The following is a 23,066-nucleotide window of genomic DNA, read 5'->3' as shown; positions in this document are numbered from 1 at the left end:
CGCCGATGTCCCCGACCCTGATCTGGTTGCGTAGCGACCTGCGCATCCACGACAACACCGCCCTGGCCGCCGCGGCACGCCGCGGCCCGGTGATCGGCGTGTTCCTGCGCTGCGTGCCTCAATGGCAGGCACACGGCCACGGTGCCAACAAGCTGGACTTCCTGCGCCGCGGCGTCGTGGCGCTGTCCGAGTCATTGGCGGGGCTCAACATCCCCCTGCTGCATCGCGACATCGAGCGCTTCGACGAGGCCCCGGCGACGCTGCTCGCCCTGGCCCAGGAGCTCGGCGCCGAATCCCTGCACTTCAACCGCGAATACCCCCTCGACGAGGCGCGTCGCGACGCCGCGGTGATCGAGGCCTTCGAGGCCGCCGGCCTTCAGGCCCACGGCCATCGCGACGCCGTAGCCTTCACTCCGGGCGAGCTGTTGACCGGCAAGGGCGACATGTACGGCGTCTTCACGCCCTTCGCCCGCGCCTGGCACAAGGCGGTCAGCGCCGAGCGGCTGGCATTGCATGACGCCCCCGAGCCCCAGGACACACTGCCCATCGAGGCCGACCCGGTCCCCGCATTGCCCGAGCTCGAGAACACCCCGGTCGACGCTCGCCTATGGCCCGCCGGCGAAGATCCGGCCGCGGATCGCCTGGAACGCTTCCTGCGCTTCCGTGGCCGCCACTACGACGACCAGCGCGACTTCCCGGGGATCCGCGGTACCAGTGAACTATCGCCCTATCTGGCGCTAGGCATGCTCTCCCACCGCCAGTGCCTGCAGGCGGTGATGGCCGAGAACGACGGCGCCCTGAGCGATGGCGACGCCGGCCTGAACGCCTGGGTCGGCGAGCTGATCTGGCGCGAGTTCTACCAGCACATCGCCGCCGGCTTCCCACGGGTATGCCGCCACCGAGCCTTCCAGCGCCACACCGAGGCACTGGCCTGGCGCGACGACGAGGCCGGCTTCCGGGCCTGGTGCGAGGGGCGCACCGGCTATCCCATCGTCGACGCCGCCATGCGCCAGCTCGTCGCCACCGGCTGGATGCATAACCGCCTGCGCATGGTCACCGCCATGTTCCTGGCCAAGCATCTGCTCATCGATTGGCGGCGTGGCGAGGCCTTCTTCCTGCGCCACCTGGTCGACGGCGAGTTCGGCGCCAACAACGGTGGCTGGCAGTGGGCCGCCTCCACCGGCACCGATGCCGCGCCCTACTTCCGCATCTTCAACCCCACCACGCAGTCGCAGCGCTTCGACCCGGAGGGCCGCTTCCTCGCCGAATGGCTGCCCGAGCTCGCCGAGCTTGCACCCAAGGCTCGCCATGCGCCGAGCGACGACCTGCCGAGCGGCGTCGACTATCCGGCGCCGATCGTCGACCACAAGGCCGCCCGAGCGCGGGCGCTGGACGCCTTCAAGCGGCTACCGCCCTCCTCCTGACGCCCCACGACCAAGGTTGCCATGCCACAGGACACGGATCTGGAAGCCTTCTGCGCCTTCTATAATAAACTTGACAAGACCTGTACAAAAAATCTATCTCGGATATACACTCCAGGCATCCGCTTCATCGATCCACTACAGCGGATCGACGGCCTGGCGGCACTCGAGCAGGACTTCGCCGCGCTGTACGAGAACGTGACGGCATGCCGCTTCACCTTCCATGAGCGCCAGCGCCAGGGCGACGTCGCCTTCGTGACCTGGACGATGCACCTCGCCCACCGGCGGCTGGCCGGCGGACGAGAATTCTCGCTGGAGGGCGCCTCCCGGCTGGTGTTCGCGGGCGATGGCTCGGGCCGGGTCTGTGAGCATCGGGACTACTTCGATGCCGGCGCGCTGCTCTATGAACGGGTGCCGCTGCTGGGCGCCGTGATTCGCTGGCTGAAGCGACGCGTGGGGAAATAAGCGGCGCGGCCTGCAACCGACAGGCGATTCCCCGCGTATCCCCTGATAAGAGACCTCGCGAGGAGACACGATGACGGCACCCGACACGCCCCGCTGCATCTGGCTGACCGGCGCCACCTCCGGCATCGGCCGCACGCTGGCGCTACGCCTGCTCGACCAGGGCCATCGAGTCGCGCTCAGCGCCCGCCGTCATGAGGCCCTCGTGGAATTGGCCGGCGCGCGCGACAATGCCCTGCTGCTGCCCCTGGACGTCGGCGACCGCGGCGCCGTGCTGAGCGCCGGCGAGCGCATCGCCGCTCGCTTCGGCCGGCTCGACCTGGCGATCCTCAACGCCGGCACCTGCGAGTATCTCGAGGCCGGCCGCTTCGACGCCGCGCTGATCGAACGGGTCTTCGCCACCAACCTCTTCGGCGCCTTGCACGGCGTGGAGGCCGCGCTGCCGCTGCTCCGCCAGGCCAAGGCCCAGGGCGGCCGCCCGCTGCTGGCCGCCACCTCCAGCGCCGCCGCCTACCTGCCGCTGCCGCGTGCCGAGGCCTATGGCGCCTCCAAGGCGGCGCTCAGTCATTTCCTGGAGTCGCTGCGCCTGGACCTGGCCGGCGAAGGCATCGATATCAGCATCATCCATCCGGGGTTCGTCAAGACGCCGCTCACCGAACGCAACGACTTCCCGATGCCGATGCGGGTCGACGTCGAGACCGCCGCCACGGCGATCCTCGAAGGGCTCGCGGCACATCGCCTGGACATCCATTTCCCGCGTCGCTTCACCCTGGTGCTCAAGCTGCTGGGCATCCTGCCTCCGGGGCTACGCCTGCGCCTCGGCCGACGCCTGGCCCGCGACTCTGCTGCCTCGGAGACCACCCCATGAGGCCGCTCACGGGCTCTCGGCGCCGCGAGCGCATCGCGGTGGTCGGCAGCGGCATCTCCGGCATGGCGGCCGGCTGGTACCTGTCCGGCCAGCATGAGGTCACGCTGTTCGAGGCCGACACCCGGCTGGGCGGCCACACCGCCACCATGGATGTCGAGCTCGAGGGTCGCCACTACGCCATCGATACCGGCTTCATCGTCTTCAACGACTGGACCTACCCGCATTTCCGCCGCCTGCTGGAGACCCTCGGCGTGGCAAGCCAGCCCACCGAGATGAGTTTCTCGGTCCACGAGACGGCCCGCGACTTCGAATACAACGGCCACAGCCTGCCGCGGCTGTTCGCCCAGTGGACGAACCTGCTGCGGCCGAGCTTCCACGGCCTGCTGCGCGACATCCTGCGTTTCAATCGCGAGGCCAGCCAGGCGATGGTCGACGGGCGGCTGCCGGCGGACCTGACGCTGGGCGACTACCTGGATGCCGGCGGCTATGGTGATGCCTTCCAGCGACGCTACCTGCTGCCCATGGGGGCGGCGATCTGGTCGGCCAGCATCGGCGAGCTGCGCGACTTCCCGGCGCGCTTCTTCGTGAGCTTCTTCCATCATCACGGCCTGCTGGCGGTCAACGAGCGGCCCCAGTGGTACACCCTGGTCGGCGGTTCGCGGGCCTACATCCCCGCGCTGACCGCGCCCTACGCCGCACGCATCCGGCTGGCCACGCCGGTCCATGGCATCCGCCGCGAGGCCGACGGCGTGCGCCTGCGCAACGCCGCCGGCGAGGAGCACTTCGACCAGGTGGTGCTGGCCTGCCACGCCGACCAGGCGCTGGCGTTGCTCGACGATGCCGACGACGCCGAGTGCCAGATCCTCGGCGCCCTGCCTTACCAGGACAACACGGTGGTGCTGCATACCGACACCCGACTGCTGCCGCGCCGCCGCCGCGCCTGGGCCAGCTGGAACTACCGGCTCGATGGGCGTGACGACGACGCCCGGGCCTCGGTGACCTACGACATGAACCTGCTGCAGCGCCTCGACGCCCCGCATACCTTCTGCGTGACCCTCAACGACGAGGCGAGCATCGACCCGGCCCGTGTGCTCGGCCGCTACACCTATGCCCATCCTCGGTTCAGCCTCGCCGGGCTGGACGCCCAGGCACGCCACGCCGAGATCTCCGGCCCCCACCGGCGCACCCACTTCTGCGGGGCTTACTGGCGCAATGGCTTCCACGAGGACGGCGTGTGGAGCGCCCTGCGTGTCGCCCGCGGGCTGGGCTACGACACCGAGGCTGAGCCTCGCGACCCGCAGGTGCCGGCATGATCCGCTCACCGCGTTCGCGCATCTATCGGGGTTGGCTGCGCCACCGCCGCTTCGTGCCTCGCGCCCACGCCTTTCGCTATCGGCTATGGATGGCCTGGCTCGACCTCGACGAGCTACCCGAGCTCTTCGATGGCGTGCCCGGCTTCAGCGCCCGGCGCCCGGCGCTGGCCCGTTTCCGCCGCGAGGACCACCTGGCGCCCCGCGACCGGCCGCTCAAGGATGCCGTGCGCGCCGAGCTGACGCGGCTGCTGGGCGACGCCCCGGACGGCCGCATCTGCCTGCTCACCCAGCTACGCACCCTGGGCATGGGCTTCAACCCCGTGTCGCTGTACTACGCCTACGACGCCCGCGGCGAGCTGCGCGCCCTGCTCGGCGAGGTCCGCAACACGCCCTGGGGCGAGCGCACCACCTACGCCTGCCGGGTCGAGTCGCGGCGCCACGCCCATCGGGCCGAGTTCGACAAGGCCATGCACGTCTCGCCCTTCAACCCCATGGACATGCGCTACCGCTGGCGCTTCGACACCCCCGGCGAGCGCCTGACCCTGAACATGGAGACCTGGCAGGGCGACACGCGCCACTTCGACGCCACCCTGAGCCTCGAGGCCCGCCCGGCGAGCCGCGGCGTATTGCTCGCCACGCTGGCCCGTCACCCGGCGATGGCGCTGAAGACCCTGGCCGGGATTCACTTCGAGGCCCTGCGCCTGTGGCTAAAGCGCGTTCCCGTCCATGACCATCCCCGCCATCAAAAGGACTCGCCGTGAATACGCTGCGCACCGCCAATGCCCGTTCATTGCCGGCCGAGGGCGACCGCCTGTCGCGCTGGTTCCGGGCCCGCCTGCTGCCCCAGCTGGACCGCCTCGAAGGCGGCGAGATCACGCTGATCGAGGGCCACCGGCGCCTTCGCCTGGGGCGCGGCGGACCGCTCTCGGTGACCCTGGTGGTGCGCGATGCGCGGGCCTGGCGACGCGTCGCGCTGGGCGGCACCGTGGCCGCCGGCGAGGCCTACATGGCGGGCGACTGGGACGCCGACGACCCGCTCTCGCTGGTGCGGCTGTTCGCCGCCAACCTGGAGCGGGTCAACGGCGAGATGGAGACCGGCCTGGCACGCTTCGGACGCTGGCTGCTCGGCGCCCTGTACCGCCTGCAGCGCAACAGCCTGAGCGGCTCGCGACGCAACATCGCCGCCCACTACGACATCGGCAACGAGCTGTTCGAGACCTTCCTCGACCGCCGTCACTGGATGTACTCCAGCGCCGTCTTCCCCCACGCCGACGCCAGCCTCGAGGAAGCCTCGACGCATAAGCTCGACCTGATGCTGGAGCGTCTCGATGTGCGCCCCGAGCACCACCTGCTGGAGATCGGCACCGGCTGGGGCGGGCTCGCCATCCATGCCGCCCGTACCCGCGGCTGCCGAGTCACCACCACCACCATCTCCGACGAGCAGCACGCCCATACCGCCCGGCGGCTGGCCGAGGAGGGCCTCGAGGATCGCGTCACCCTGCTCAAGCGCGACTATCGCGAGCTCGAGGGCCGCTTCGACCGGGTGATCTCGGTGGAGATGATCGAGGCGGTCGGCCACCAGTACCTGGATACCTACCTGGCCACCCTGGACCGCCTGCTCGCCGATGACGGCCTGGCCATGCTGCAGGCCATCACCATCCGCGACCAGCGCTACGAGGCCGCCAAGCGCGAGATGGACTTCATCAAGCGCTACATCTTCCCGGGCGGCTTCCTGCCGTCTCACCGGGTGCTGCTCGACGGCCTGGCCCGCCGCACCTCGCTGAACCTGATCGGCCTCGACGAGATCGGCCTGCACTACGCGCGCACCCTGCGCGAGTGGCGCCAGCGCTTCGAGGCCAACCTGGAGACCGTGCGCCGGCTCGGCTACGACGAGCGTTTCATCCGCATGTGGCGCTACTACCTGTGCTACTGCGAGGGCGGCTTCCTCGAGCGCACCATCGGCACCAGCCAGCTACTGCTGGCCAAGTCCGGCGCCCGGCCGGCGCCGCTCACGGGGGCCGTGTGACTCACCGCGTGTGGCGAACGCTGGCCAACCTGGCCGGTTTCCAGCTCGGTTGGCTGGCCTGCGTGCTGGGCGGCAGCGTCATCGGCGCTCTCGCGGCGGGTGGAGTGATCCTGGCCCACCTGCGCTGGCAGGCAGGCCCCGGAGAGTGGCGCTGGCTCGCGGGGTTCGCGGGGCTGGGGCTCGTCATCGACGGTGGCCTGGCGCTGGCCGGGGGCTTCCACTTCGCGCCGGACCCGCTCTCGCTGGGGCCCTTGCCGCTCTGGCTGTGGCTGCTGTGGCCACTGTTCGCCACCCTGATCCACCACTCGCTGGCCTGGCTATGGCGATATCCCTGGCTGGCGTTGGCCGGTGGCGCCACCAGCGGGCCGCTGTCCTACTATGCCGGCGCCGGGCTTGCCGGCGTGACGCTGGCCCCCTGGCTGTTGGCCGCCGAGGCACTGTGCTGGGCGCTGATGTGCCGCTGGCTGTGTCATCGGCTCGGTCGACGACGCGGCCATCCCGCCTGAGCCCTGCCCCGTCGACGGGGCTTTCCGGTCGGCACGAGCCTGTCGTATCGTCCTCGGGGCCTCGACGGGCAGGCGGCACGCCTCTTGTGAAGTCGCCCTAGCGTCACCATATACCCCGTTGGGAACATGACGGTCCTCCGAATCCTCCTGCCACCCTGGCCGGCGTGCATTCACGAGGCACGAACAGTAGACTAGGCATGGCCGCCAGGGCGGCTCTTGCCGTTTCGATACGGCATACCACCATCTCGACACTCGGAACGATTCAGTGACCAAGCAACATTCCTTTGATCGCGAAGCACTGCTGGCATGCAGCCGTGGCGAGCTGTTCGGCCCCGGCAACGCTCAACTGCCGGCACCCAACATGCTGATGCTCGACCGCATCGCGCACATCCATGAAGAGGGTGGCGAACACGGCAAGGGCGAACTGATCGCCGAGCTGGATATCCGCCCGGACCTCTGGTTCTTCGACTGCCACTTCCCCGGCGATCCGGTGATGCCAGGCTGCCTGGGCCTCGATGCCATGTGGCAGCTGGTCGGCTTCTACCTGGGCTGGCTGGGTCATCCCGGCCGCGGGCGCGCCCTGGGCTGTGGCGAAGTCAAGTTCAGCGGCCAGATCCTGCCGGAGGCCAAGAAGGTGACCTATCGCATCAACATCAAGCGCACCATCACCCGGCGCCTGATCCTGGGCATCGCCGACGGCACGGTATCCGTCGACGGCCGCGACATCTATCAGGCCAACGACCTGCGGGTCGGCCTGTTCACCTCCACCGCGAATTTCTGATCAGGAGGCTCCCATGCGACGAGTGGTAGTCACCGGCCTGGGCATCGTGTCCTGCCTGGGCAACGACGCAACACAGGTTCTCGATGCCCTGCGCACCGGGCGCTCAGGCATTCGCTTCAAGGATGAATACGCTGAGCTCGGGTTTCGCAGCCAGGTCGCCGGGGTCGTCGATATCGATCTCGACGCGTTGATCGACCGCAAGCTGCGCCGCTTCATGGGCGACGCCGCCGCCTACGCCTATGTCAGCATGGCCCAGGCGGTCGAGGATGCCGGGCTCACCCCGGAGCAGGTCTCCCACGAGCGTACCGGCCTGATCGCCGGCTCCGGCGGCGCCTCCAGCGCCAATCAGGTCGAGGCCGCCGACGTGATGCGCGCCAAGGGCCTGCGCCGCGTGGGGCCCTATCGGGTCACCCGCACCATGGGCAGCACCGTCTCCGCCTGCCTGGCCACGCCGTTCAAGATCAAGGGGGTGAACTACTCCATCTCCTCGGCCTGTGCCACCTCGGCACACTGCATCGGCAGCGCCATGGAGCAGATCCAGCTGGGCAAGCAGGACGTGGTCTTCGCCGGCGGCGGCGAGGAAGAACACTGGACGCTGTCCTGCCTGTTCGACGCCATGGGTGCGCTCTCGACCGACTACAACGAGGCCCCCGAGCAGGCCTCACGCCCCTATGACCAGTCCCGCGATGGCTTCGTCATCGCCGGCGGCGGCGGCATGCTGGTGCTCGAGGACCTGGAGCACGCCCGTGCCCGCGGCGCCAAGATCTACGCCGAACTGGTCGGCTACGGCGCGACCTCCGACGGCCACGACATGGTCGCCCCATCCGGCGAGGGCGCGGTGCGCTGCATGCGCCAGGCCATGGCCAGCGTCGACGGCGATATCGACTACATCAACACCCACGGCACCTCCACGCCGGTCGGCGACGTCGCCGAGCTGAAGGCGGTACGCGAGGTGTTCGGCGATTCCACGCCGGCGATGAGCTCCACCAAGTCGCTGACCGGCCACTCGCTGGGCGCCACCGGGGTACAGGAAGCGATCTACTCGCTGCTGATGATGGAGAACGACTTCATCACCGCCTCCGCCAATGTGAGCGACCTCGACGAGCAGGCCGACGGCTTCGACATCGTCACCCAGCGGCGCGACGCCAAGGTCGAACGCGTGCTCTCCAACAGCTTCGGCTTCGGCGGCACCAACGCCTGCCTGGTGCTGGAGAAGTATCGCGACTGACGGCCTGGCCCGACGCGCGATCGCCGTGACGTAACGCAAGAGGCGCCCCGCGGGGCGCCTCTTGCGTTCTCAGTCCTCGGGGCACTCGCCCTCGCTACGGCTCAGTCCGCCGCCGCCTCCTGGCGGGACGCCTCAGCTTTTTCGTCGTGCGGCCGCGCCACCCCGGAGATCTCGGTCAGCTGCGCCTCGATCCAGGCCTCGGTCTCGGCGAGCACGTCTTCCGGGGTCCGCCCGGCGGTCTCGATCGGCTCGCCGACCACCAGCGTCAGCTTCCCGGGATGCTTGACCCAGTGGCGCCCCGGCCAACGCTCCCCGGCGTTGTGCGCCACCGGCACCACCGGCTTGCCGGCACGGCAGGCGATCACCGCGCCGCTCTTGTTGTAACGACGCCGCCGCCCCGGTTCGACCCGGGTACCCTCCGGAAAGATCAGCACCGAGAGCCCTTCCTCGAGCCGCGTCTTGCCCTGGCTCAACACCTGGCGCATGGCCCGCGACGGCTTTGAGCGATCCAGGGCAATAGGGTGCAGCAAGCGCAGCCCCCAGCCGAACACCGGGAAGTTGAGCAGCTCCTTCTTGAGCACCGTGCAGACCGGTGGCTTGAGCAGCTGCAGATAGATGGTCTCCCACTCGCACTGGTGGTTGGAGAGCAGCACGCAGGCACCCTCAGGCAACCGCTCGCGGCCGCGAATCTCGTAGCGCACCCCACAGGCGACCCTGAACCAGGCGACGATGAAGTGGTTGTAGAGGTTGAGAAGGCGGTAGCGCGAGCGCAACGGCAACAGCGGCGCGGGCGGCAGGAACAGTATCCCGCACACCAGCATGGCGGCGAAGTAGCCGATATAGAAGATGATGCTGCGGATCACACTCATGTTTCGCGGGCCTCCTCGAGGGTCCGGGCATCGTCGTCGCGCGCCAGACACCAGATATCCAGCATGCGCCCCACCTCAAGCCGCCAGGGCTTCTGATGGACGCCGAAGACATCGAGTACCCGCCGGCAATTGAGCACCCGGCGCAGCGGTTGATCGTGATGGTGGCTCAGCGCCTTGGCCTCACCCAGCGCGACCGTTTCGCCGCGCCCTTCGAGCCGAGTGGCCAGCTGGGTACGCACCATCGAGACGAAGGTGTAGGCGCTGACCGGTTCGGTACCGGCCAGATGGTAGCTGCCCCAGCCGGCGGCGCCACAGCCCTGCTGCTGGAGCATGCCGATCAGCGCCATGGCCACCGAGTCGGCGGACGTCGGACAGAAGATGACGTCGTCCTCGGCGCGCAACTCATGGCCGCTGACCAGGGTATCGAGCAGCTCTCCCAGCCAGGCATGGCTGCCCTCCAGGGCAAACAGCGGCCCCAGGCGCACGATCAGGTGAGACGGCAGCTCGGTACGGATCCGCTCGCCGGTAGCCACCAGACGCCGCAACCCTTCGTCGCGAGGCGCGGGGATGACATGCTCGTCGATCGGCTCCTCGAGCCCATCCTCGTAGAGCTGATCGGACACACACCACACCAGCGGCACCCCCAGCTCACGGCAGGCCGCCAGGCTGGCCGCCACCGCCTCGGTATGGGCGGTCACGGCGGCGGGGGCATCGGTAATCGGGCGCGACAGCGGGGGAATCAGCAGTGCATCCGGGCACAGCTCGCCGAGCCTCTCGGCCGAGAGGGACAGGCCAGGCTCGATGACAAGCTCCACGTCGGTACGGCGATTGGACTCCCGCGCCATGGCGAGGCTCAGGCAATGCCCTGCGTCCAGGATCAGCAGCTTCACGGTGACTCCTCGAGACTGGGCGCCGGGATCGAGGCGATCACGGCTGACCAGACGACGACAATCTTGGGACCCATGACGCGAGGGGCATCCTGAAACAGGACGCCCCTCACGCCGGCAAGCGCGCCACTATACCATTACCCTCGACCATCATGGCAGCGACGACGAGGCCGCCCGGCCTGCCACCACGCCCCAACGCCGAGGCCCTGCCAGGGCAGGGCCTTGCGTCACGACGCGTCGAGCGGGAGCGGTGTTAGAACGGGATCTCGTCGTCGAAATCGTCGAAGCTTCCCGGGTCCGGCGCACCGTAGTTGTTGCCCTGTTGCTGGCCACCACCCTGGTTGGGTGCCGGCTGAGGGGCCGGGCGCTGACCGCCGCCCTGCTGCTGGCCACCGAAGCCGCCGCCCTGCTGAGGCTGGCCGCCCTGGGGCTGCCCCCCATACTGGCCGCCCTGTTGCGGGCCGCCGAAACCACCACCCTGGGGCTGACCCTGGGGCTGGCCTTGGGGCTGGCCCTGGGGCTGACCATAGTTACCGCCCTGCTGGCCGCCACCCATATCGCCGCCACGCGAGTCGAGCATCTGCATGTCGTTGGCGACGATCTCGGTGGAATACTTGTCCTGGCCGTTCTGGTCCTGCCATTTGCGGGTCTGCAGGCGGCCCTCGATGTAGACCTTGCTGCCCTTGCGAAGATACTGCTGGGCGATCTCGGCGGTCTTGTTGAACATCACCACCCGGTGCCACTCGGTGCGCTCCTGGCGCTGGCCGCTCTGGCGATCCATCCAGGTATCGGTGGTGGCGAGATTGAGATTGGCCACGGCGGTGCCGGACGGGGTGAAACGCACCTCGGGATCTTGGCCGAGATTACCGATGAGAATGACCTTGTTGACGCCACGGGCCATGGTTGACTCCTTGATTCTGCCGGAAGGCGGAACACCGGGCGAGGCCCAGGCGACGAGACCCGGCCTCCCGGAACGCTCGAATGCATGTAATGGAACGCACCGGGCATTCCCGGTGCACAAAAGCGCGATCCCGATACTATACGCGAGTTCCCGCCTCCACGCCGCCGACAAGACGACCCGCGGCGAGACGCATATGCAGGCGCCGGGTCAGCGCGACCCGGTCAGCCGCGACAGGGCCTCGGTATCCAGCCGCTCGCGGTCGACCTTGAGGTAGGCCAGACGCTCCTCGGGCACCACCAGCACATCCTCGACGCCTGCCACCTCGGCGAAGCGCGCCATCGAGGCCTCCAGGGCATCGTCCTGCTGTGTCTCGGCCAATGCCACCACTTCGCTGGAGAGATGGCGCGGCGGGGTCATGCCGAGCATGAAGACGAACCACACCAGCGCCACCACGGCCACGCCGAGGAACACCGCGGTCAGGCCGAAATGCTGCGACAGGAAGCCGCCCAGCACGCCGCCGAGGAAGGCCCCCAGGAACTGGCTGGTGGAGTACAGCCCCATGGCGGTGCCCTTGGCCCCGGCCGGGGCCAGCTTGCTGATCATCGACGGCAGCGTCGCCTCGAGCAGATTGAAGGCCGTGAAGAAGGCGAACAAGCCGCCCAGCAGCCCGACCAAACCGTGCCCTTCGAGCCCCAGTCCCAGCAGGCTGGCCACGATGACGGCGATCGCCCCCAGGCACATCAGCTTCATCTTGCGCCGCTTCTCGGCGACGATGACCAACGGCACCATGGCCACGAAGGACAACCCCATCACGCCCAGATAGACCAGACCATGCTGGGACTCGGCGATGCCGGCGTCGACCAGCCGGAATGGCACGGCGACGAAGATCGCCATCAGCACCAGGTGCAGCCCGAAGATCGAGGCGTTGAGGCGCCACAGATCGAGGCGCCCGACGAGGCCCTTGAGCTGGCCCCGATCGAGCCCCACGTCCTGGTGGCCACGCCGCTGCGGCGACCGAGGCACCAGCTTCCACAGCACGGCGAGCCCCAGCACGGCGAGCCCGGCGGTGAACCAGAACACGCCGGATAGCCCGAAGTGCGCCGACACCAGCGGCCCCAGCACCATGGCCACGGCGAAGGCGACGCCGATCGACAGCCCGATGGTGGCCATGGCCGCGGTACGCACCTGCTCGCGGGTCTGGTCCGCCAACAGCGCCATGATGGCGGCGGCCACCGCGCCGCTGCCCTGCAGGCAGCGCCCCGCGATGACCCCGGCGATGCTGTCGGCCTGGGCGGCCACCACACTACCGATCAAGAACAACAGCAGCCCGCCGGCGATCACCGGCTTGCGCCCGATGCGATCGGAGAGCAGCCCGAAGGGAATCTGTAACACCGCCTGGGTGAGGCCGTAGATACCGAGCGCGAAGCCGATCAGCAGCGGTGTAGCGCCGACCAGCTCCTCGGCCTTCAGCGCCAGGACCGGCAACACCATGAACAAGCCGAGCATGCGCGTGGCATAGAGGCCGGCCAGGCCGACGATGGCCCGCCGCTCGGCGGCTAACAGCAAGCTGGCCTTGGACATAGAGGTTCCAGTACTTCCAGAGGGAGGGCGCGGGGCCCGGAGGTGATGGAGCGCATATTCTACCGCGTCGCCCCGGCACACGAAACGCCGCCACCCCGAGCGACTTTGCCGCACTCCCGGCCCGCCCCGTATAATCGAGCTTTTACCGTGGCCCGCGAGGTGGGAATGGACAGGATTCTGGTCAGGGGTGCCCGCACCCACAACCTCAAGCAGATCGACGTCGAGCTGCCCCGGGACAAGCTGATCGTGGTGACCGGGCTGTCGGGCTCCGGCAAGTCGTCGCTGGCCTTCGATACGCTCTACGCCGAGGGCCAGCGGCGCTACGTGGAGTCGCTCTCCACCTATGCCCGACAGTTCCTGTCGATGATGGAGAAGCCCGACGTCGACCACATCGAGGGGTTGTCGCCGGCGATCTCCATCGAGCAGAAGTCGACCTCCCACAACCCGCGTTCCACCGTGGGTACCATCACCGAGATCTATGACTACCTGCGCCTGCTCTACGCCCGGGCCGGCACGCCGCGCTGCCCCGAGCACGGCGAGGACCTCGAGGCCCAGACCATCTCGCAGATGGTCGACCAGGTGACGTCACTGCCCGAGGGCAGCAAGCTGATGCTGCTGGCCCCGGTGGTCAGCGGTCGCAAGGGCGAGCATCTGCAGCTGCTCGCCGAGCTGCGCGCCCAAGGCTTCGTGCGTGCCATGATCGACGGCCAGGTGCTCGAACTCGACGACATCGCCCCGCTCGACAAGAACAAGAAACACGACATCAGCGTGGTGGTCGATCGCATCAAGGTTCGTGAGGGCCTCAACCAACGCCTGGCCGAATCCTTCGAGACCGCGCTGGGGCTGGCCGACGGCACCACGATCATCCACTTCATGGATGGCGAGCAGGACGACATCCCCCTCTCCTCGCGCTTCGCCTGCCCGGTATGCGGCTACTCGATCTCCGAGCTCGAGCCACGCATGTTCTCCTTCAACAACCCCGCCGGCGCCTGCCACTCGTGCGATGGCCTGGGCGTGCAGCAGTACTTCGACCCGGACAAGCTGATCAGCCACCCCGAGCTGTCGTTGGCCGAAGGCGTGATCAAGGGCTGGGATCGTCGCAGCGTCTACTACTTCAACCAGCTCCAGGCGGTGGCGGACCACTATCGCTTCACCCTGGAGACGCCCTGGCAGGAGCTGGCCCGCCACGAGCGCGAGATCGTCCTGCACGGCAGCGGCGACGATGCGATCGACTTCCACTACGTCAACGACCGCGGCCGCAAGGTCACCCGCGAGCATCCCTTCGAGGGCGTGCTGCCCAACATGCAGCGCCGCTACCGGGAGACCGAATCGAGCTCGGTGCGCGAGGAACTGGCCCGACATATCGCCGTGCAGCCCTGCGCCACCTGCCAGGGCTCGCGGCTGCGCAAGGAATCGCGCCACGTCTACATCGACGAGCGCGCCCTGCCCGACGTCGTCGGCCTGCCGATCGGCGAGAGCCTGGCCTACTTCCAGGCCCTGGCACTCCCCGGCCGCAAGGGCGAGATCGCCGAGAAGATCCTCAACGAGATCCGTGCGCGCCTCGAGTTCCTGGTCAATGTCGGGCTGGACTACCTCAACCTGGAGCGTAGCGCCGAGACGCTGTCCGGCGGCGAGGCCCAGCGCATCCGCCTGGCCAGCCAGATCGGTGCCGGCCTGGTGGGCGTGATGTACATCCTCGACGAACCCTCCATCGGGCTTCACCAGCGCGACAACGACCGCCTACTACAGACCCTCGAGCGTCTCCGCGATCTCGGCAATACCGTGATCGTGGTCGAGCATGATGAGGACGCCATCCGCGCCGCCGACCACGTGCTCGACATCGGTCCCGGTCCCGGCGTGCACGGCGGCCGAGTGGTCGCCGAAGGCACCCCGGAGCAGATCATGGCCACGCCGGACTCGCTGACCGGCCAGTACCTGTCGGGCAAGAAATGCATCGCGGTCCCGCCGTGGCGCATCCCCGGCAACCCGGAGAAGCAGGTGGTGCTGCACGGCGCCCGCGGCAACAACCTGCAGTCGACGACCCTGACCCTGCCGCTGGGGCTGTTCGTGTGCGTGACCGGGGTCTCGGGCTCCGGCAAGTCGACGCTGATCAACTCGACGCTGATGCCGATCGCCGCCCGCGAGCTCAACCGCGCCACGGCGCTGAGCCCGGCGCCCCATGATGGCATCTCCGGCCTCGAGCAGCTCGACAAGGTCATCGACATCGACCAGAGCCCGATCGGCCGCACGCCGCGCTCCAACCCGGCGACCTATACCGGCATCTTCACGCCCATCCGCGAGCTGTTCGCCGGCACCCAGGAGGCCCGCTCCCGCGGCTACAAGCCCGGCCGCTTCTCGTTCAACGTCAAGGGCGGGCGCTGCGAGGCCTGCCAGGGCGAGGGCATGATCAAGGTCGAGATGCACTTCCTGCCCGACATCTACGTGCCCTGCGACGTCTGCAAGGGCAAGCGCTACAACCGCGAGACCCTCGAGGTGCAGTACAAGGGCAAGGGCATCGACGAGGTGCTGGAGATGACCGTCGAAGAAGCACTGGAATTCTTCGCCCCAGTACCCGCCATCGCCCGGCGCCTGCAGACGCTGATGGATGTGGGGCTGTCCTATATCCGCCTGGGCCAGAGCGCCACCACGCTCTCCGGGGGCGAGGCCCAGCGCGTCAAGCTGGCCCGCGAGCTGGCCAAGCGCGACACCGGCAAGACCCTGTATATCCTCGACGAGCCCACCACCGGCCTGCACTTCGAGGACATCCGCCAGCTGCTGACGGTGCTGCATCGGCTGCGCGACCACGGCAATACCATCGTGGTCATCGAGCACAACCTGGACGTGATCAAGACCGCCGACTGGCTGATCGACCTGGGCCCCGAGGGCGGCTCCGGCGGCGGCCGGATCATCGCCGAGGGCACCCCGGAGAAAGTCGCCCAGCAGGCAGAATCGCACACCGGACGCTTCCTCAAGCCGATGCTGGAGAGGCAAGCCTCGGGCCACGAGGCCCAGGCTAAGAGCACGGCGGAGAGCTGAGCAGACGCCGGCTGCCACGCCATCCGTGAGCAGCAGGCGACCAGCCCGAACCAAAGCCAACCCCGGGACCAGGGTCCCGGGGTTGGCTTATAGCTCGTCGCTGGAAGAAAAAAAACCGGCTCCCCGTGGGGAGCCGGTTTGGTGCCGGAACGGCGAAGCTACGCGAGGATCAATCCTCGGCGGCTTCCTCGACGACCGGACGGTCGACCAGTTCGACGTAGGCCATGGGGGCGTTGTCGCCGGTGCGGAAACCGCACTTCAGCACACGGACGTAACCGCCCGGGCGATTGGCGTAACGCGGACCCAGCTCATTGAAGAGCTTGCCGACCGCTTCCTTCGAGCGGGTACGGCTGAAGGCCAGACGACGATTGGCGACGCTGTCCTGCTTGGCCAGAGTGATGAGCGGCTCGATGTGGCGGCGCAGCTCTTTGGCCTTGGGCAGGGTTGTCTTGATCACCTCGTGCTCGACCAGCGACACGCTCATGTTCTTGAACATGGCCTGACGGTGCGAGCTGGTGCGATTCAGATGACGACCACTCTTACGATGACGCATGGTTGTGATTCCTTACCAAACTGGGACTCGAGTCGACGCTCACGCGGAGGCCTTGTCGTCCTTCAGGCTAGCGGGCGGCCAATTTTCCAGCCGCATACCCAGGGACAGGCCACGGGCGGCCAACACGTCCTTGATCTCGTTCAGGGACTTCTTGCCGAGATTCGGGGTCTTCAGCAGCTCCACCTCGGTGCGCTGGATCAGGTCCCCGATGTAGTAGATGTTCTCGGCCTTCAGGCAGTTGGCGCTGCGGACAGTCAACTCGAGATCGTCTACGGGGCGCAGCAGGATCGGATCGATATGATCCTCTTCCTCTTCCACTTCCTGTTCCTTGTCGGCTTCCAGGTCAACGAACGCGGCCAGCTGCTCTTGCAGGATGGTCGCGCTGCGACGGATCGCCTCTTCCGGATCCAGGGTGCCGTCGGTTTCCAGATTGAGAATCAGCTTGTCGAGGTCGGTGCGCTGTTCGACACGCGCGGCCTCGACATTGTAGGAAACTCGACGCACGGGGCTGAAGGTCGCATCCAGCTGCAGGCGGCCGATGGCACGAGACTCGTCGTCGGCTTCGCCACGAACGTCCGCCGGCTCATAGCCGCGGCCGCGGGCCACCTTGAGCTGCATCTTCAGCTCGGCGCCCTCGTTGACGTGCGCGATGACGTGCTCGGGATTGACGATCTCGACGTCGTGGTCGAGGGCGATATCACCCGCGGTCACGATGGCCGGGCCCTGCTTGTTCAGCGAGAGCACTGCCTCGTCGCGGCTGTGCATCTTGATCGCCACGTCCTTGAGGTTCAGGAGGATTTCGATGACATCTTCCTGGACACCCTCGATCGCGCTGTACTCGTGATCGACACCCTCGATCTCGGTCTCTACCACGGCACAGCCGGGCATGGACGAGAGCAGGATGCGACGCAGAGCATTGCCCAGAGTGTGGCCGAAACCACGCTCGAAGGGCTCGAGCACGATCTTCGCGTGGTGCGCGTTGATCTCTTCGACCTTGATGTCGCGAGGACGGAGAAACTCTGTCACTGAACGCTGCATGATGAATACCTTTCAGGCTGCCAAACGGATACTCGGTACTGAAGGCCACCCACCCCGGAGGGCGGGCGGCACGGCGATCGCCGCTTACTTCGAGTACAGCTCGACGATCAGTTGCTCATTGATGTCGGCAGACAGGTCACCGCGTTCAGGCAGAGCCTTGAAAGTGCCTTCCATCTTCTTGGCATCGACCTCGACCCAGGCCACATCGCCGCGGTTGGCGGCGATGCCCAGGGCGTTCTGGATACGCGCCTGGTTCTTGGCCTTTTCACGGATAGAGACCACGTCACCGGGCTTGACCTGGTAGGAAGCCACGTTGACGGTCCGGCCGTTGACGCTGATCGCCTTGTGGCTCACCAGCTGGCGGGCCTCGGAACGCGTGGCGCCGTAGCCCATGCGATAGACGACGTTGTCCAGTCGGGATTCGAGAAGCTGCAGCAACAACTCGCCGGTCGCGCCCTTCAGGCGGGCCGCTTCCTTGTAGTAGTTGCGGAACTGCTTCTCGAGCACGCCGTACATGCGGCGTACTTTCTGCTTCTCGCGAAGCTGCAAGCCGTAGTCGGAAATCCGCTGACGACGCTGGCCGTGCACACCCGGGATCTGCTCGGATTTGCACTTCTTCTCGAAGGGAGTGACACCGCTCTTGAGGAAGAGGTCGGTGCCTTCACGACGAGACAGTTTGCACTTCGGTCCAATATAACGAGCCATGAATCTGTCTCCTTAAACGCGGCGTTTCTTCGGCGGACGGCAGCCATTGTGCGGAATGGGCGTCGCGTCGGTGATACCTTGCACGCGGAAGCCGGCGGCATTCAGTGCACGCACGGCGGATTCACGGCCCGGACCGGGGCCCTTGACCAGCACGTCGACGTTTTTCACACCATACTCGGCTGCAGCGGTCGCTGCACGTTCGCTTGCCACTTGAGCAGCGAACGGGGTGCTCTTGCGAGAACCACGAAAACCCGAACCACCGGCAGTCGCCCAGGAGAGGGCGTTGCCCTGGCGGTCTGTGATCGTAATGATCGTGTTGTTAAAAGAGGCGTGGATATGCGCGACGGCATCCACTACCTGCTTTTTAACCTTTTTACGGTTGCTACGCGGGTTAGCCATGTTGATGTCAATTCCTGTCGTTACGCAGAACGTGCGTGTTATTTGCGAATCGGCTTACGCGGACCCTTACGAGTACGCGCATTGGTCTTGGTCCGCTGACCATTCAGCGGGAGACCACGACGATGACGCAGACCACGATAGCAACCCAGGTCCATGAGACGCTTGATGTTAAGCGTGACATCACGGCGAAGGTCGCCTTCAACGGTGTACTTGCCGACTTCGGAACGCAGGGTGTCGACTTCGTCAGAAGACAGCGCCTGGATCTTGGTGGTCGGTGCGATGCCGGCCGCGACACAGATTTCCTGAGCGCGTGTGCGGCCAACCCCGAAGATATAGGTCAGCGAGATCGCCGCATGCTTGTTGTCCGGGATATTGACGCCTGCAATACGGGCCATCAGCTTACTCCGAAATTTGAGCGGCTTGCTCGATTAATCATCTACAAAAGGCGCAACAGCATACCCCTTCACCCTGCGAAGGGCAAGGGGGATGCCGGCGCCCGGTTTAGTGCGGCGTCAGGGCTTAGCCCTGGCGCTGCTTGTGCCGCGGCTCGCTGCAGATGACGCGTACGGCGCCATTGCGACGAATGATCTTGCAGTTGCGGCACATTTTTTTCACGGAAGCTCGAACTTTCATCGTTCCATCTCCATTGCTGGCTCGCGGCGCGAGCCAGCGTTCAGCTCGCGGCGCGCCAATTCACTAGCGGCGCTCTCAGCGCATGACACCGCCGCTGCCGTAGCCTTTCAGGTTGGACTTCTTCATCACCGAATCGTACTGATGCGACATGAGATGCGATTGCACCTGAGCCATGAAGTCCATGATGACCACCACGACGATCAGCAGCGAGGTACCGCCAAAGAAGAACGGTACGTTCCACGCCACGATCAGGAACTGGGGCATCAGGGAAACGGCAGTGATGTAGAGGGCACCGAACAGGGTCAGGCGAGTCATGACCTTGTCGACATAGCGAGCGGTCTGCTCGCCAGGACGGATGCCCGGAAGGAATGCCCCCGACTTCTTGAGGTTGTCGGCGACGTCCTTGGGGTTGAAGACCAGCGCTGTGTAAAAGAAGCAGAAGAATACCACCGCTGCCGCGAAAAGCAAGATGTACAACGGCTGTCCCGGCCCCAGAGCCTGAGAAGCACGCTGCAGCCATTCCATGCCGTCCCCGGCGCCGACCCACTGCCCCAGCGACGCCGGGAACAACAGGATGCTCGAGGCGAAGATCGCCGGAATCACACCTGCCATGTTGACCTTGAGCGGCAGGTAGCTGCTCTGGCCGGCGTACATCTTGTTGCCGACCTGACGACGCGGATAGTTCACCGTCAAGCGGCGTTGACCACGTTCGATGAACACCACGAAGGCCACGGTGGCGATGCCCAGGATGGACAAGGCCAGAAGCGGCAGTACGTTCCAGGCGCCTTCGTTACGGGCCAGCTCGAAGGCCTGACCCACGGCTCCCGGCAGACCGGCCACGATCCCCGAGAAGATCAGCAGCGAAATGCCGTTGCCGATACCCTTCTCGGTGATCTGCTCGCCCAGCCACATCATGAACACCGCACCGGACACGAAGGTCACGACGGCGGTGAAGTAGAAGCTGAAGTCGGCCGTGTAAGCGATACCCTGGCTCGCCAGGCCCACCGACATGCCGATGGCCTGGACGAGAGCCAGCAGTACGGTGCCGTAGCGGGTGTACTGGCTGATCTTGCGACGACCGGCCTCGCCCTCCTTCTTCAGCTGCTCCAGCTGAGGCGAGACGGCGGTCAGCAGCTGCATGATGATCGACGCGGAGATGTACGGCATGATGCCGAGTGCGAGGATACTCATGCGCTCCAGGGCACCGCCCGAGAACATGTTGAACATGCCCAGGATGGTGCCCTGCTGCTCCCTGAACAAGGCAGCAAGCTGGTCAGGATTGATACCGGGAACGGGGATGTGGGCACCGATACGGTAGACCACGATGGCGAGGAGCACGAAGCGCAGACGCGCCCAGAGTTCACTCAGACCGCTGCCCATCGCCGGCATATTTCCTGACTTGGCCATTTAGTCCTCTACCTTACCGCCGGCGGCTTCGATCGCAGCACGGGCACCCTTGGTGACCTTGATGCCGCGAACGGTAACCGCCTTGTTCAGATCGCCAGAAAGGATCACCTTGGCATACTGGGTGGCATCCTTCAGCACGTTGGCCTGCTTGAGGGACTCCAGAGTGACTTCGCCACCCTCGACCCGACCCAGTTCGGCCAGGCGGACTTCCTCGGAGACCATCGCCTTGGCAGAGGTGAAGCCGAACTTCGGCAGACGACGCTGCAGCGGCATCTGACCGCCTTCGAAGCCGGGCTTCACGCTGCCGCCGCTGCGCGATTTGAGGCCCTTGTGGCCTCGGCCACCGGTCTTGCCCAGACCGGAGCCGATGCCACGACCGACACGCTTTTCAGCGTGCTTGGAGCCCGGTGCCGGGCTCAAGCTATTGAGTTTCATGGATTACTCTCCCTCAACACGCACAAGGTAGGTCACCTTGTGGATCATGCCGCGAACGGCAGGGGTGTCTTCCAGTTCGACCGTGTGACCAATACGACGCAGGCCGAGGCCTTTCATGGTGGCCTTGTGCTTGGCCAACACGCCGATGGTGCTGCGGATCTGGGTAACCTTGATCGTCGCTGCCATGGTACTCACCCCGTGATCGCTTCGACAGACAGACCGCGCTTGGCGGCCACGTCTTCCGGAGAGCGCTGAGCGGTCAGACCGTTGACGGTCGCACGCACCACGTTCACCGGATTGGTGGAGCCATAGCACTTGGCCAGGACGTCATGGACGCCGGCCAGCTCGAGCACGGAGCGCATGGCGCCGCCGGCGATGATACCGGTACCTTCGGATGCCGGCTGCATGTACACCTTGGAGGCGCCGTGACGGGCCTTGACCGGGTACTGCAGAGTGCCACCCTTCAGGTTGACCTTGACCATGTTGCGGCGCGCCTGGTCCATGGCCTTCTGGATCGCGACCGGCACTTCACGCGCCTTGCCACGACCGAAGCCCACACGACCGTTACCGTCACCGACGACGGTCAGGGCGGTGAAGCCGAAGATTCGGCCACCCTTGACCACCTTGGCGACACGGTTGACCTGCACGAGTTTTTCCTGCAGATCGCCGCTTTGCTGTTCGTTCTTCGCCATCGTAAAACCCTTTAGAATTCCAGGCCGCCTTCACGAGCGGCGTCGGCCAGGGCCTTGACACGACCGTGGTACTTGAAACCGGCACGATCGAAGGCTACCTGAGAGATGCCTGCCTGCTTGGCCCGTTCGGCAATCAGCGCGCCCACCTTGGTGGCCGCATCGACATTGCCGGTCGCACCCTCGCGCAGGGCCTTGTCCAGCGTGGAAGCGCTGGCGAGGACCTTACCACCATCCGGCGAGATGATCTGCGCATAGATGTGGCGTGGGGTACGGTTGACGCACAGGCGATACACGCCCAGCTCGCGGATCTTGGCGCGAGCGCGGCGGGCACGACGGAGACGAGATTCTTTCTTCGCGTTCATAACCCTGCCTTACTTCTTCTTGGCTTCTTTGCGGCGGACTTGTTCGTCGCCGTACCGGATTCCCTTACCCTTGTAGGGTTCGGGCGGACGGAAGGCGCGAATTTCCGCTGCGACCTGGCCGAGCTTCTGCTTGTCCGCGCTCTTCAGCACGATGATGGTGTTCTTCGGCGTTTCCGCCGTCACACCCTCAGGCAGTTCGTAGTCGACCGGGTGGGAGAAGCCCAGTGTCAGGTTAAGCGTCTGGCCCTTGGCCTGGGCACGATAACCGACGCCATTGATTTCGAGCGACTTGGTAAAGCCCTCGGAAACACCCGTGACCAGGTTCTGAACCAGGGCACGGGTGGTGCCGACCATCGCCCAGCTCTTGGCGGATGCGCTCGGCTGGAAGGTCAGCTGACCTTCTTCCTGAGCGACCACCACGTCGGGGTTCACGGTCATGGACAGCGCGCCCTGGCTGCCCTTGACGGACAGCTGATCGCCATCGAGATTGACCTCGACGCCGGCGGGCACTTTAACCGGATATTTGGCTACGCGTGACATTCCAAACTCCTAGAATACGGTGCAGATGACTTCGCCACCGACACCGGCCTGACGGGCCGCGCGGTCGGTCATCACCCCCTTGGAGGTGGTGACGATCGCGATACCCAGGCCTTCGGCAACCTTGGGCAGGGTGTCCTTGCCCTCGTAGTTGCGCAGAGACGGCTTGGACGCCCGTTGCAGATGTTCGATGACCGGCTTGCCTTCGAAGTACTTGAGGGTCACGTTCAGCGACGGCTTGGCCTCTCCGCTGACGACATAGTCCGTGACATACCCCTCTTCCTTCAGCACGCGGGCCACCTCAACCTTGAGCTTGGAGGACGGCATGGAAACCGTCTCCTTGGTGGCCATCTGCGCATTGCGGATACGGGTAAACATATCCGCCAGAGTGTCTTGCATGCTCATTTACGTTGCGCTCCTGATGAT

General features: G+C 66.3%; 27 protein-coding genes. 10 read left to right on the top strand and 17 right to left on the bottom strand.

All coding sequences use genetic code 11. The features are described 5' to 3' along the window. Nucleotides 1–5 precede the first annotated feature (5 nt). From phrB to fabB, 9 genes are all read left to right on the top strand, one after another. Nucleotides 6–1,424 carry a deoxyribodipyrimidine photo-lyase gene (phrB, locus tag ETC07_RS11605; protein ID WP_136248684.1) on the top strand — a complete coding sequence of 473 codons (1,419 nt, stop codon included), beginning with the start codon at nt 6–8 and terminating at the stop codon, nt 1,422–1,424. 21 nt (nt 1,425–1,445) lie between these two features. Next, nucleotides 1,446–1,886: a nuclear transport factor 2 family protein gene (locus tag ETC07_RS11600; RefSeq protein ID WP_136248683.1), complete on the top strand. Its 441-nt coding sequence runs from the start codon at nt 1,446–1,448 to the stop codon at nt 1,884–1,886. 70 nt (nt 1,887–1,956) lie between these two features. Next, nucleotides 1,957–2,751, top strand: coding sequence for an SDR family NAD(P)-dependent oxidoreductase (locus ETC07_RS11595; RefSeq protein WP_136248682.1), 795 nt, complete (start codon nt 1,957–1,959; stop codon nt 2,749–2,751). Beyond that, nucleotides 2,748–4,064, top strand: coding sequence for an NAD(P)/FAD-dependent oxidoreductase (locus tag ETC07_RS11590; protein WP_136248681.1), 1,317 nt, complete (start codon nt 2,748–2,750; stop codon nt 4,062–4,064). The genes ETC07_RS11595 and ETC07_RS11590 overlap by 4 nt, the downstream gene beginning before the upstream one ends. Beyond that, the gene (locus ETC07_RS11585) at nt 4,061–4,825 is read left to right on the top strand and encodes a DUF1365 domain-containing protein (RefSeq protein ID WP_136248680.1); all 765 of its coding nucleotides are present in this window, start codon (nt 4,061–4,063) and stop codon (nt 4,823–4,825) included. Before ETC07_RS11590 ends, ETC07_RS11585 begins: the two co-directional genes overlap by 4 nt. Continuing rightward, nucleotides 4,822–6,090 carry an SAM-dependent methyltransferase gene (locus ETC07_RS11580; RefSeq protein ID WP_136248679.1) on the top strand — a complete coding sequence of 423 codons (1,269 nt, stop codon included), beginning with the start codon at nt 4,822–4,824 and terminating at the stop codon, nt 6,088–6,090. The genes ETC07_RS11585 and ETC07_RS11580 overlap by 4 nt, the downstream gene beginning before the upstream one ends. An 8-nt stretch (nt 6,091–6,098) precedes the next feature. After that, nucleotides 6,099–6,596 (top strand): DUF2878 family protein, encoded by a 498-nt coding sequence (locus ETC07_RS11575; protein ID WP_240724630.1) that lies wholly within the window; start codon nt 6,099–6,101, stop codon nt 6,594–6,596. 265 nt (nt 6,597–6,861) lie between these two features. Then, nucleotides 6,862–7,377: a 3-hydroxyacyl-[acyl-carrier-protein] dehydratase FabA gene (fabA, locus tag ETC07_RS11570; RefSeq protein ID WP_136248677.1), complete on the top strand. Its 516-nt coding sequence runs from the start codon at nt 6,862–6,864 to the stop codon at nt 7,375–7,377. A 13-nt stretch (nt 7,378–7,390) separates the two neighbouring features. Then, nucleotides 7,391–8,605 carry a beta-ketoacyl-ACP synthase I gene (gene fabB, locus ETC07_RS11565; RefSeq protein ID WP_136248676.1) on the top strand — a complete coding sequence of 405 codons (1,215 nt, stop codon included), beginning with the start codon at nt 7,391–7,393 and terminating at the stop codon, nt 8,603–8,605. Between the two features lie 101 nt (nt 8,606–8,706). Here the strand turns inward: fabB and ETC07_RS11560 are convergent, their stop codons facing one another. From ETC07_RS11560 to ETC07_RS11545, 4 genes are all read right to left on the bottom strand, one after another. Next, nucleotides 8,707–9,474, bottom strand: coding sequence for a lysophospholipid acyltransferase family protein (locus ETC07_RS11560; RefSeq protein ID WP_136248675.1), 768 nt, complete (start codon nt 9,472–9,474; stop codon nt 8,707–8,709). Next, nucleotides 9,471–10,364 (bottom strand): sugar nucleotide-binding protein, encoded by an 894-nt coding sequence (locus tag ETC07_RS11555; RefSeq protein WP_136248674.1) that lies wholly within the window; start codon nt 10,362–10,364, stop codon nt 9,471–9,473. Before ETC07_RS11555 ends, ETC07_RS11560 begins: the two co-directional genes overlap by 4 nt. Before the next feature lie 250 nt (nt 10,365–10,614). Then, nucleotides 10,615–11,262 carry a single-stranded DNA-binding protein gene (locus ETC07_RS11550; RefSeq protein ID WP_136248673.1) on the bottom strand — a complete coding sequence of 216 codons (648 nt, stop codon included), beginning with the start codon at nt 11,260–11,262 and terminating at the stop codon, nt 10,615–10,617. 207 nt (nt 11,263–11,469) lie between these two features. Continuing rightward, complete coding sequence (locus ETC07_RS11545) at nt 11,470–12,843, bottom strand: MFS transporter (RefSeq protein WP_136248672.1); 1,374 nt, start codon at nt 12,841–12,843, stop codon at nt 11,470–11,472. 165 nt (nt 12,844–13,008) lie between these two features. Between ETC07_RS11545 and uvrA the strand changes: the two genes are divergently transcribed. After that, entirely contained in the window at nt 13,009–15,879 is a 2,871-nt protein-coding gene (gene uvrA / locus ETC07_RS11540) for an excinuclease ABC subunit UvrA (RefSeq protein ID WP_136248671.1), read from the top strand. A gap of 169 nt (nt 15,880–16,048) precedes the next feature. Here the strand turns inward: uvrA and rplQ are convergent, their stop codons facing one another. The 13 genes from rplQ to rpsH form a co-directional block, all read right to left on the bottom strand. Continuing rightward, nucleotides 16,049–16,432 carry a 50S ribosomal protein L17 gene (gene rplQ, locus ETC07_RS11535; protein ID WP_136248670.1) on the bottom strand — a complete coding sequence of 128 codons (384 nt, stop codon included), beginning with the start codon at nt 16,430–16,432 and terminating at the stop codon, nt 16,049–16,051. 39 nt (nt 16,433–16,471) lie between these two features. Next, nucleotides 16,472–17,470, bottom strand: a complete 999-nt coding sequence (locus ETC07_RS11530) for a DNA-directed RNA polymerase subunit alpha (protein WP_136248669.1) — start codon at nt 17,468–17,470, stop codon at nt 16,472–16,474. A gap of 84 nt (nt 17,471–17,554) precedes the next feature. After that, a complete protein-coding gene (gene rpsD, locus ETC07_RS11525; protein ID WP_136248668.1) occupies nt 17,555–18,175 on the bottom strand; it encodes a 30S ribosomal protein S4 in 621 nt (206 codons plus the stop codon). A gap of 12 nt (nt 18,176–18,187) precedes the next feature. Continuing rightward, complete coding sequence (rpsK, locus tag ETC07_RS11520) at nt 18,188–18,574, bottom strand: 30S ribosomal protein S11 (protein WP_136248667.1); 387 nt, start codon at nt 18,572–18,574, stop codon at nt 18,188–18,190. A 38-nt stretch (nt 18,575–18,612) separates the two neighbouring features. Next, nucleotides 18,613–18,969 (bottom strand): 30S ribosomal protein S13, encoded by a 357-nt coding sequence (gene rpsM / locus ETC07_RS11515; protein ID WP_136248666.1) that lies wholly within the window; start codon nt 18,967–18,969, stop codon nt 18,613–18,615. A gap of 124 nt (nt 18,970–19,093) precedes the next feature. Continuing rightward, entirely contained in the window at nt 19,094–19,207 is a 114-nt protein-coding gene (gene rpmJ / locus ETC07_RS11510) for a 50S ribosomal protein L36 (protein ID WP_008959154.1), read from the bottom strand. Nucleotides 19,208–19,282: 75 nt separating this feature from the next. Continuing rightward, nucleotides 19,283–20,614 carry a preprotein translocase subunit SecY gene (secY, locus tag ETC07_RS11505; protein WP_136248665.1) on the bottom strand — a complete coding sequence of 444 codons (1,332 nt, stop codon included), beginning with the start codon at nt 20,612–20,614 and terminating at the stop codon, nt 19,283–19,285. Then, nucleotides 20,615–21,049, bottom strand: a complete 435-nt coding sequence (gene rplO, locus ETC07_RS11500) for a 50S ribosomal protein L15 (RefSeq protein ID WP_136248664.1) — start codon at nt 21,047–21,049, stop codon at nt 20,615–20,617. It abuts the gene before it with no gap. A 3-nt stretch (nt 21,050–21,052) separates the two neighbouring features. Further along, nucleotides 21,053–21,235, bottom strand: a complete 183-nt coding sequence (gene rpmD, locus ETC07_RS11495; protein ID WP_136248663.1) for a 50S ribosomal protein L30 — start codon at nt 21,233–21,235, stop codon at nt 21,053–21,055. A gap of 5 nt (nt 21,236–21,240) precedes the next feature. Beyond that, a complete protein-coding gene (gene rpsE / locus ETC07_RS11490) occupies nt 21,241–21,741 on the bottom strand; it encodes a 30S ribosomal protein S5 (protein WP_136248662.1) in 501 nt (166 codons plus the stop codon). Nucleotides 21,742–21,752: 11 nt separating this feature from the next. Then, on the bottom strand, nt 21,753–22,103 hold the full coding sequence (gene rplR / locus ETC07_RS11485) for a 50S ribosomal protein L18 (RefSeq protein WP_136248661.1): 351 nt from the start codon (nt 22,101–22,103) through the stop codon (nt 21,753–21,755). 9 nt (nt 22,104–22,112) lie between these two features. Beyond that, nucleotides 22,113–22,643 (bottom strand): 50S ribosomal protein L6, encoded by a 531-nt coding sequence (gene rplF, locus ETC07_RS11480; RefSeq protein ID WP_136248660.1) that lies wholly within the window; start codon nt 22,641–22,643, stop codon nt 22,113–22,115. Nucleotides 22,644–22,652: 9 nt separating this feature from the next. Further along, nucleotides 22,653–23,045 (bottom strand): 30S ribosomal protein S8, encoded by a 393-nt coding sequence (gene rpsH / locus ETC07_RS11475; protein ID WP_136248659.1) that lies wholly within the window; start codon nt 23,043–23,045, stop codon nt 22,653–22,655. Nucleotides 23,046–23,066 lie beyond the last annotated feature (21 nt).

Source organism: Halomonas borealis, from assembly GCF_004798905.1.
GTDB classification, from domain to species: Bacteria; Pseudomonadota; Gammaproteobacteria; order Pseudomonadales; family Halomonadaceae; genus Halomonas; species Halomonas borealis.
Note: the sequence above shows the minus strand (reverse complement) of the source record. Positions and strands in the feature narration are given on the sequence as shown.

Bases quoted from the DNA above. Each gene is read 5' to 3' on its own strand.
- rplF (WP_136248660.1), bottom strand. From the start codon at position 22,643: ATGTCACGCGTAGCCAAATATCCGGTTAAAGTGCCCGCCGGCGTCGAG.
- rplQ (WP_136248670.1), bottom strand. From the start codon at position 16,432: ATGCGTCATCGTAAGAGTGGTCGTCATCTGAATCGCACCAGCTCGCAC.
- ETC07_RS11600 (WP_136248683.1), top strand. From the start codon at position 1,446: ATGCCACAGGACACGGATCTGGAAGCCTTCTGCGCCTTCTATAATAAA.
- ETC07_RS11590 (WP_136248681.1), top strand. From the start codon at position 2,748: ATGAGGCCGCTCACGGGCTCTCGGCGCCGCGAGCGCATCGCGGTGGTC.
- ETC07_RS11595 (WP_136248682.1), top strand. From the start codon at position 1,957: ATGACGGCACCCGACACGCCCCGCTGCATCTGGCTGACCGGCGCCACC.
- rpmJ (WP_008959154.1), bottom strand. From the start codon at position 19,207: ATGAAAGTTCGAGCTTCCGTGAAAAAAATGTGCCGCAACTGCAAGATC.
- rplR (WP_136248661.1), bottom strand. From the start codon at position 22,103: ATGAACGCGAAGAAAGAATCTCGTCTCCGTCGTGCCCGCCGCGCTCGC.
- secY (WP_136248665.1), bottom strand. From the start codon at position 20,614: ATGGCCAAGTCAGGAAATATGCCGGCGATGGGCAGCGGTCTGAGTGAA.
- phrB (WP_136248684.1), top strand. From the start codon at position 6: ATGTCCCCGACCCTGATCTGGTTGCGTAGCGACCTGCGCATCCACGAC.
- rpsD (WP_136248668.1), bottom strand. From the start codon at position 18,175: ATGGCTCGTTATATTGGACCGAAGTGCAAACTGTCTCGTCGTGAAGGC.
- ETC07_RS11530 (WP_136248669.1), bottom strand. From the start codon at position 17,470: ATGCAGCGTTCAGTGACAGAGTTTCTCCGTCCTCGCGACATCAAGGTC.
- rpsE (WP_136248662.1), bottom strand. From the start codon at position 21,741: ATGGCGAAGAACGAACAGCAAAGCGGCGATCTGCAGGAAAAACTCGTG.
- ETC07_RS11545 (WP_136248672.1), bottom strand. From the start codon at position 12,843: ATGTCCAAGGCCAGCTTGCTGTTAGCCGCCGAGCGGCGGGCCATCGTC.
- rpsK (WP_136248667.1), bottom strand. From the start codon at position 18,574: ATGGCTAACCCGCGTAGCAACCGTAAAAAGGTTAAAAAGCAGGTAGTG.
- rpsM (WP_136248666.1), bottom strand. From the start codon at position 18,969: ATGGCCCGTATTGCAGGCGTCAATATCCCGGACAACAAGCATGCGGCG.
- fabB (WP_136248676.1), top strand. From the start codon at position 7,391: ATGCGACGAGTGGTAGTCACCGGCCTGGGCATCGTGTCCTGCCTGGGC.
- ETC07_RS11560 (WP_136248675.1), bottom strand. From the start codon at position 9,474: ATGAGTGTGATCCGCAGCATCATCTTCTATATCGGCTACTTCGCCGCC.
- uvrA (WP_136248671.1), top strand. From the start codon at position 13,009: ATGGACAGGATTCTGGTCAGGGGTGCCCGCACCCACAACCTCAAGCAG.
- ETC07_RS11550 (WP_136248673.1), bottom strand. From the start codon at position 11,262: ATGGCCCGTGGCGTCAACAAGGTCATTCTCATCGGTAATCTCGGCCAA.
- rpmD (WP_136248663.1), bottom strand. From the start codon at position 21,235: ATGGCAGCGACGATCAAGGTTACCCAGATCCGCAGCACCATCGGCGTG.
- rpsH (WP_136248659.1), bottom strand. From the start codon at position 23,045: ATGAGCATGCAAGACACTCTGGCGGATATGTTTACCCGTATCCGCAAT.
- rplO (WP_136248664.1), bottom strand. From the start codon at position 21,049: ATGAAACTCAATAGCTTGAGCCCGGCACCGGGCTCCAAGCACGCTGAA.
- ETC07_RS11585 (WP_136248680.1), top strand. From the start codon at position 4,061: ATGATCCGCTCACCGCGTTCGCGCATCTATCGGGGTTGGCTGCGCCAC.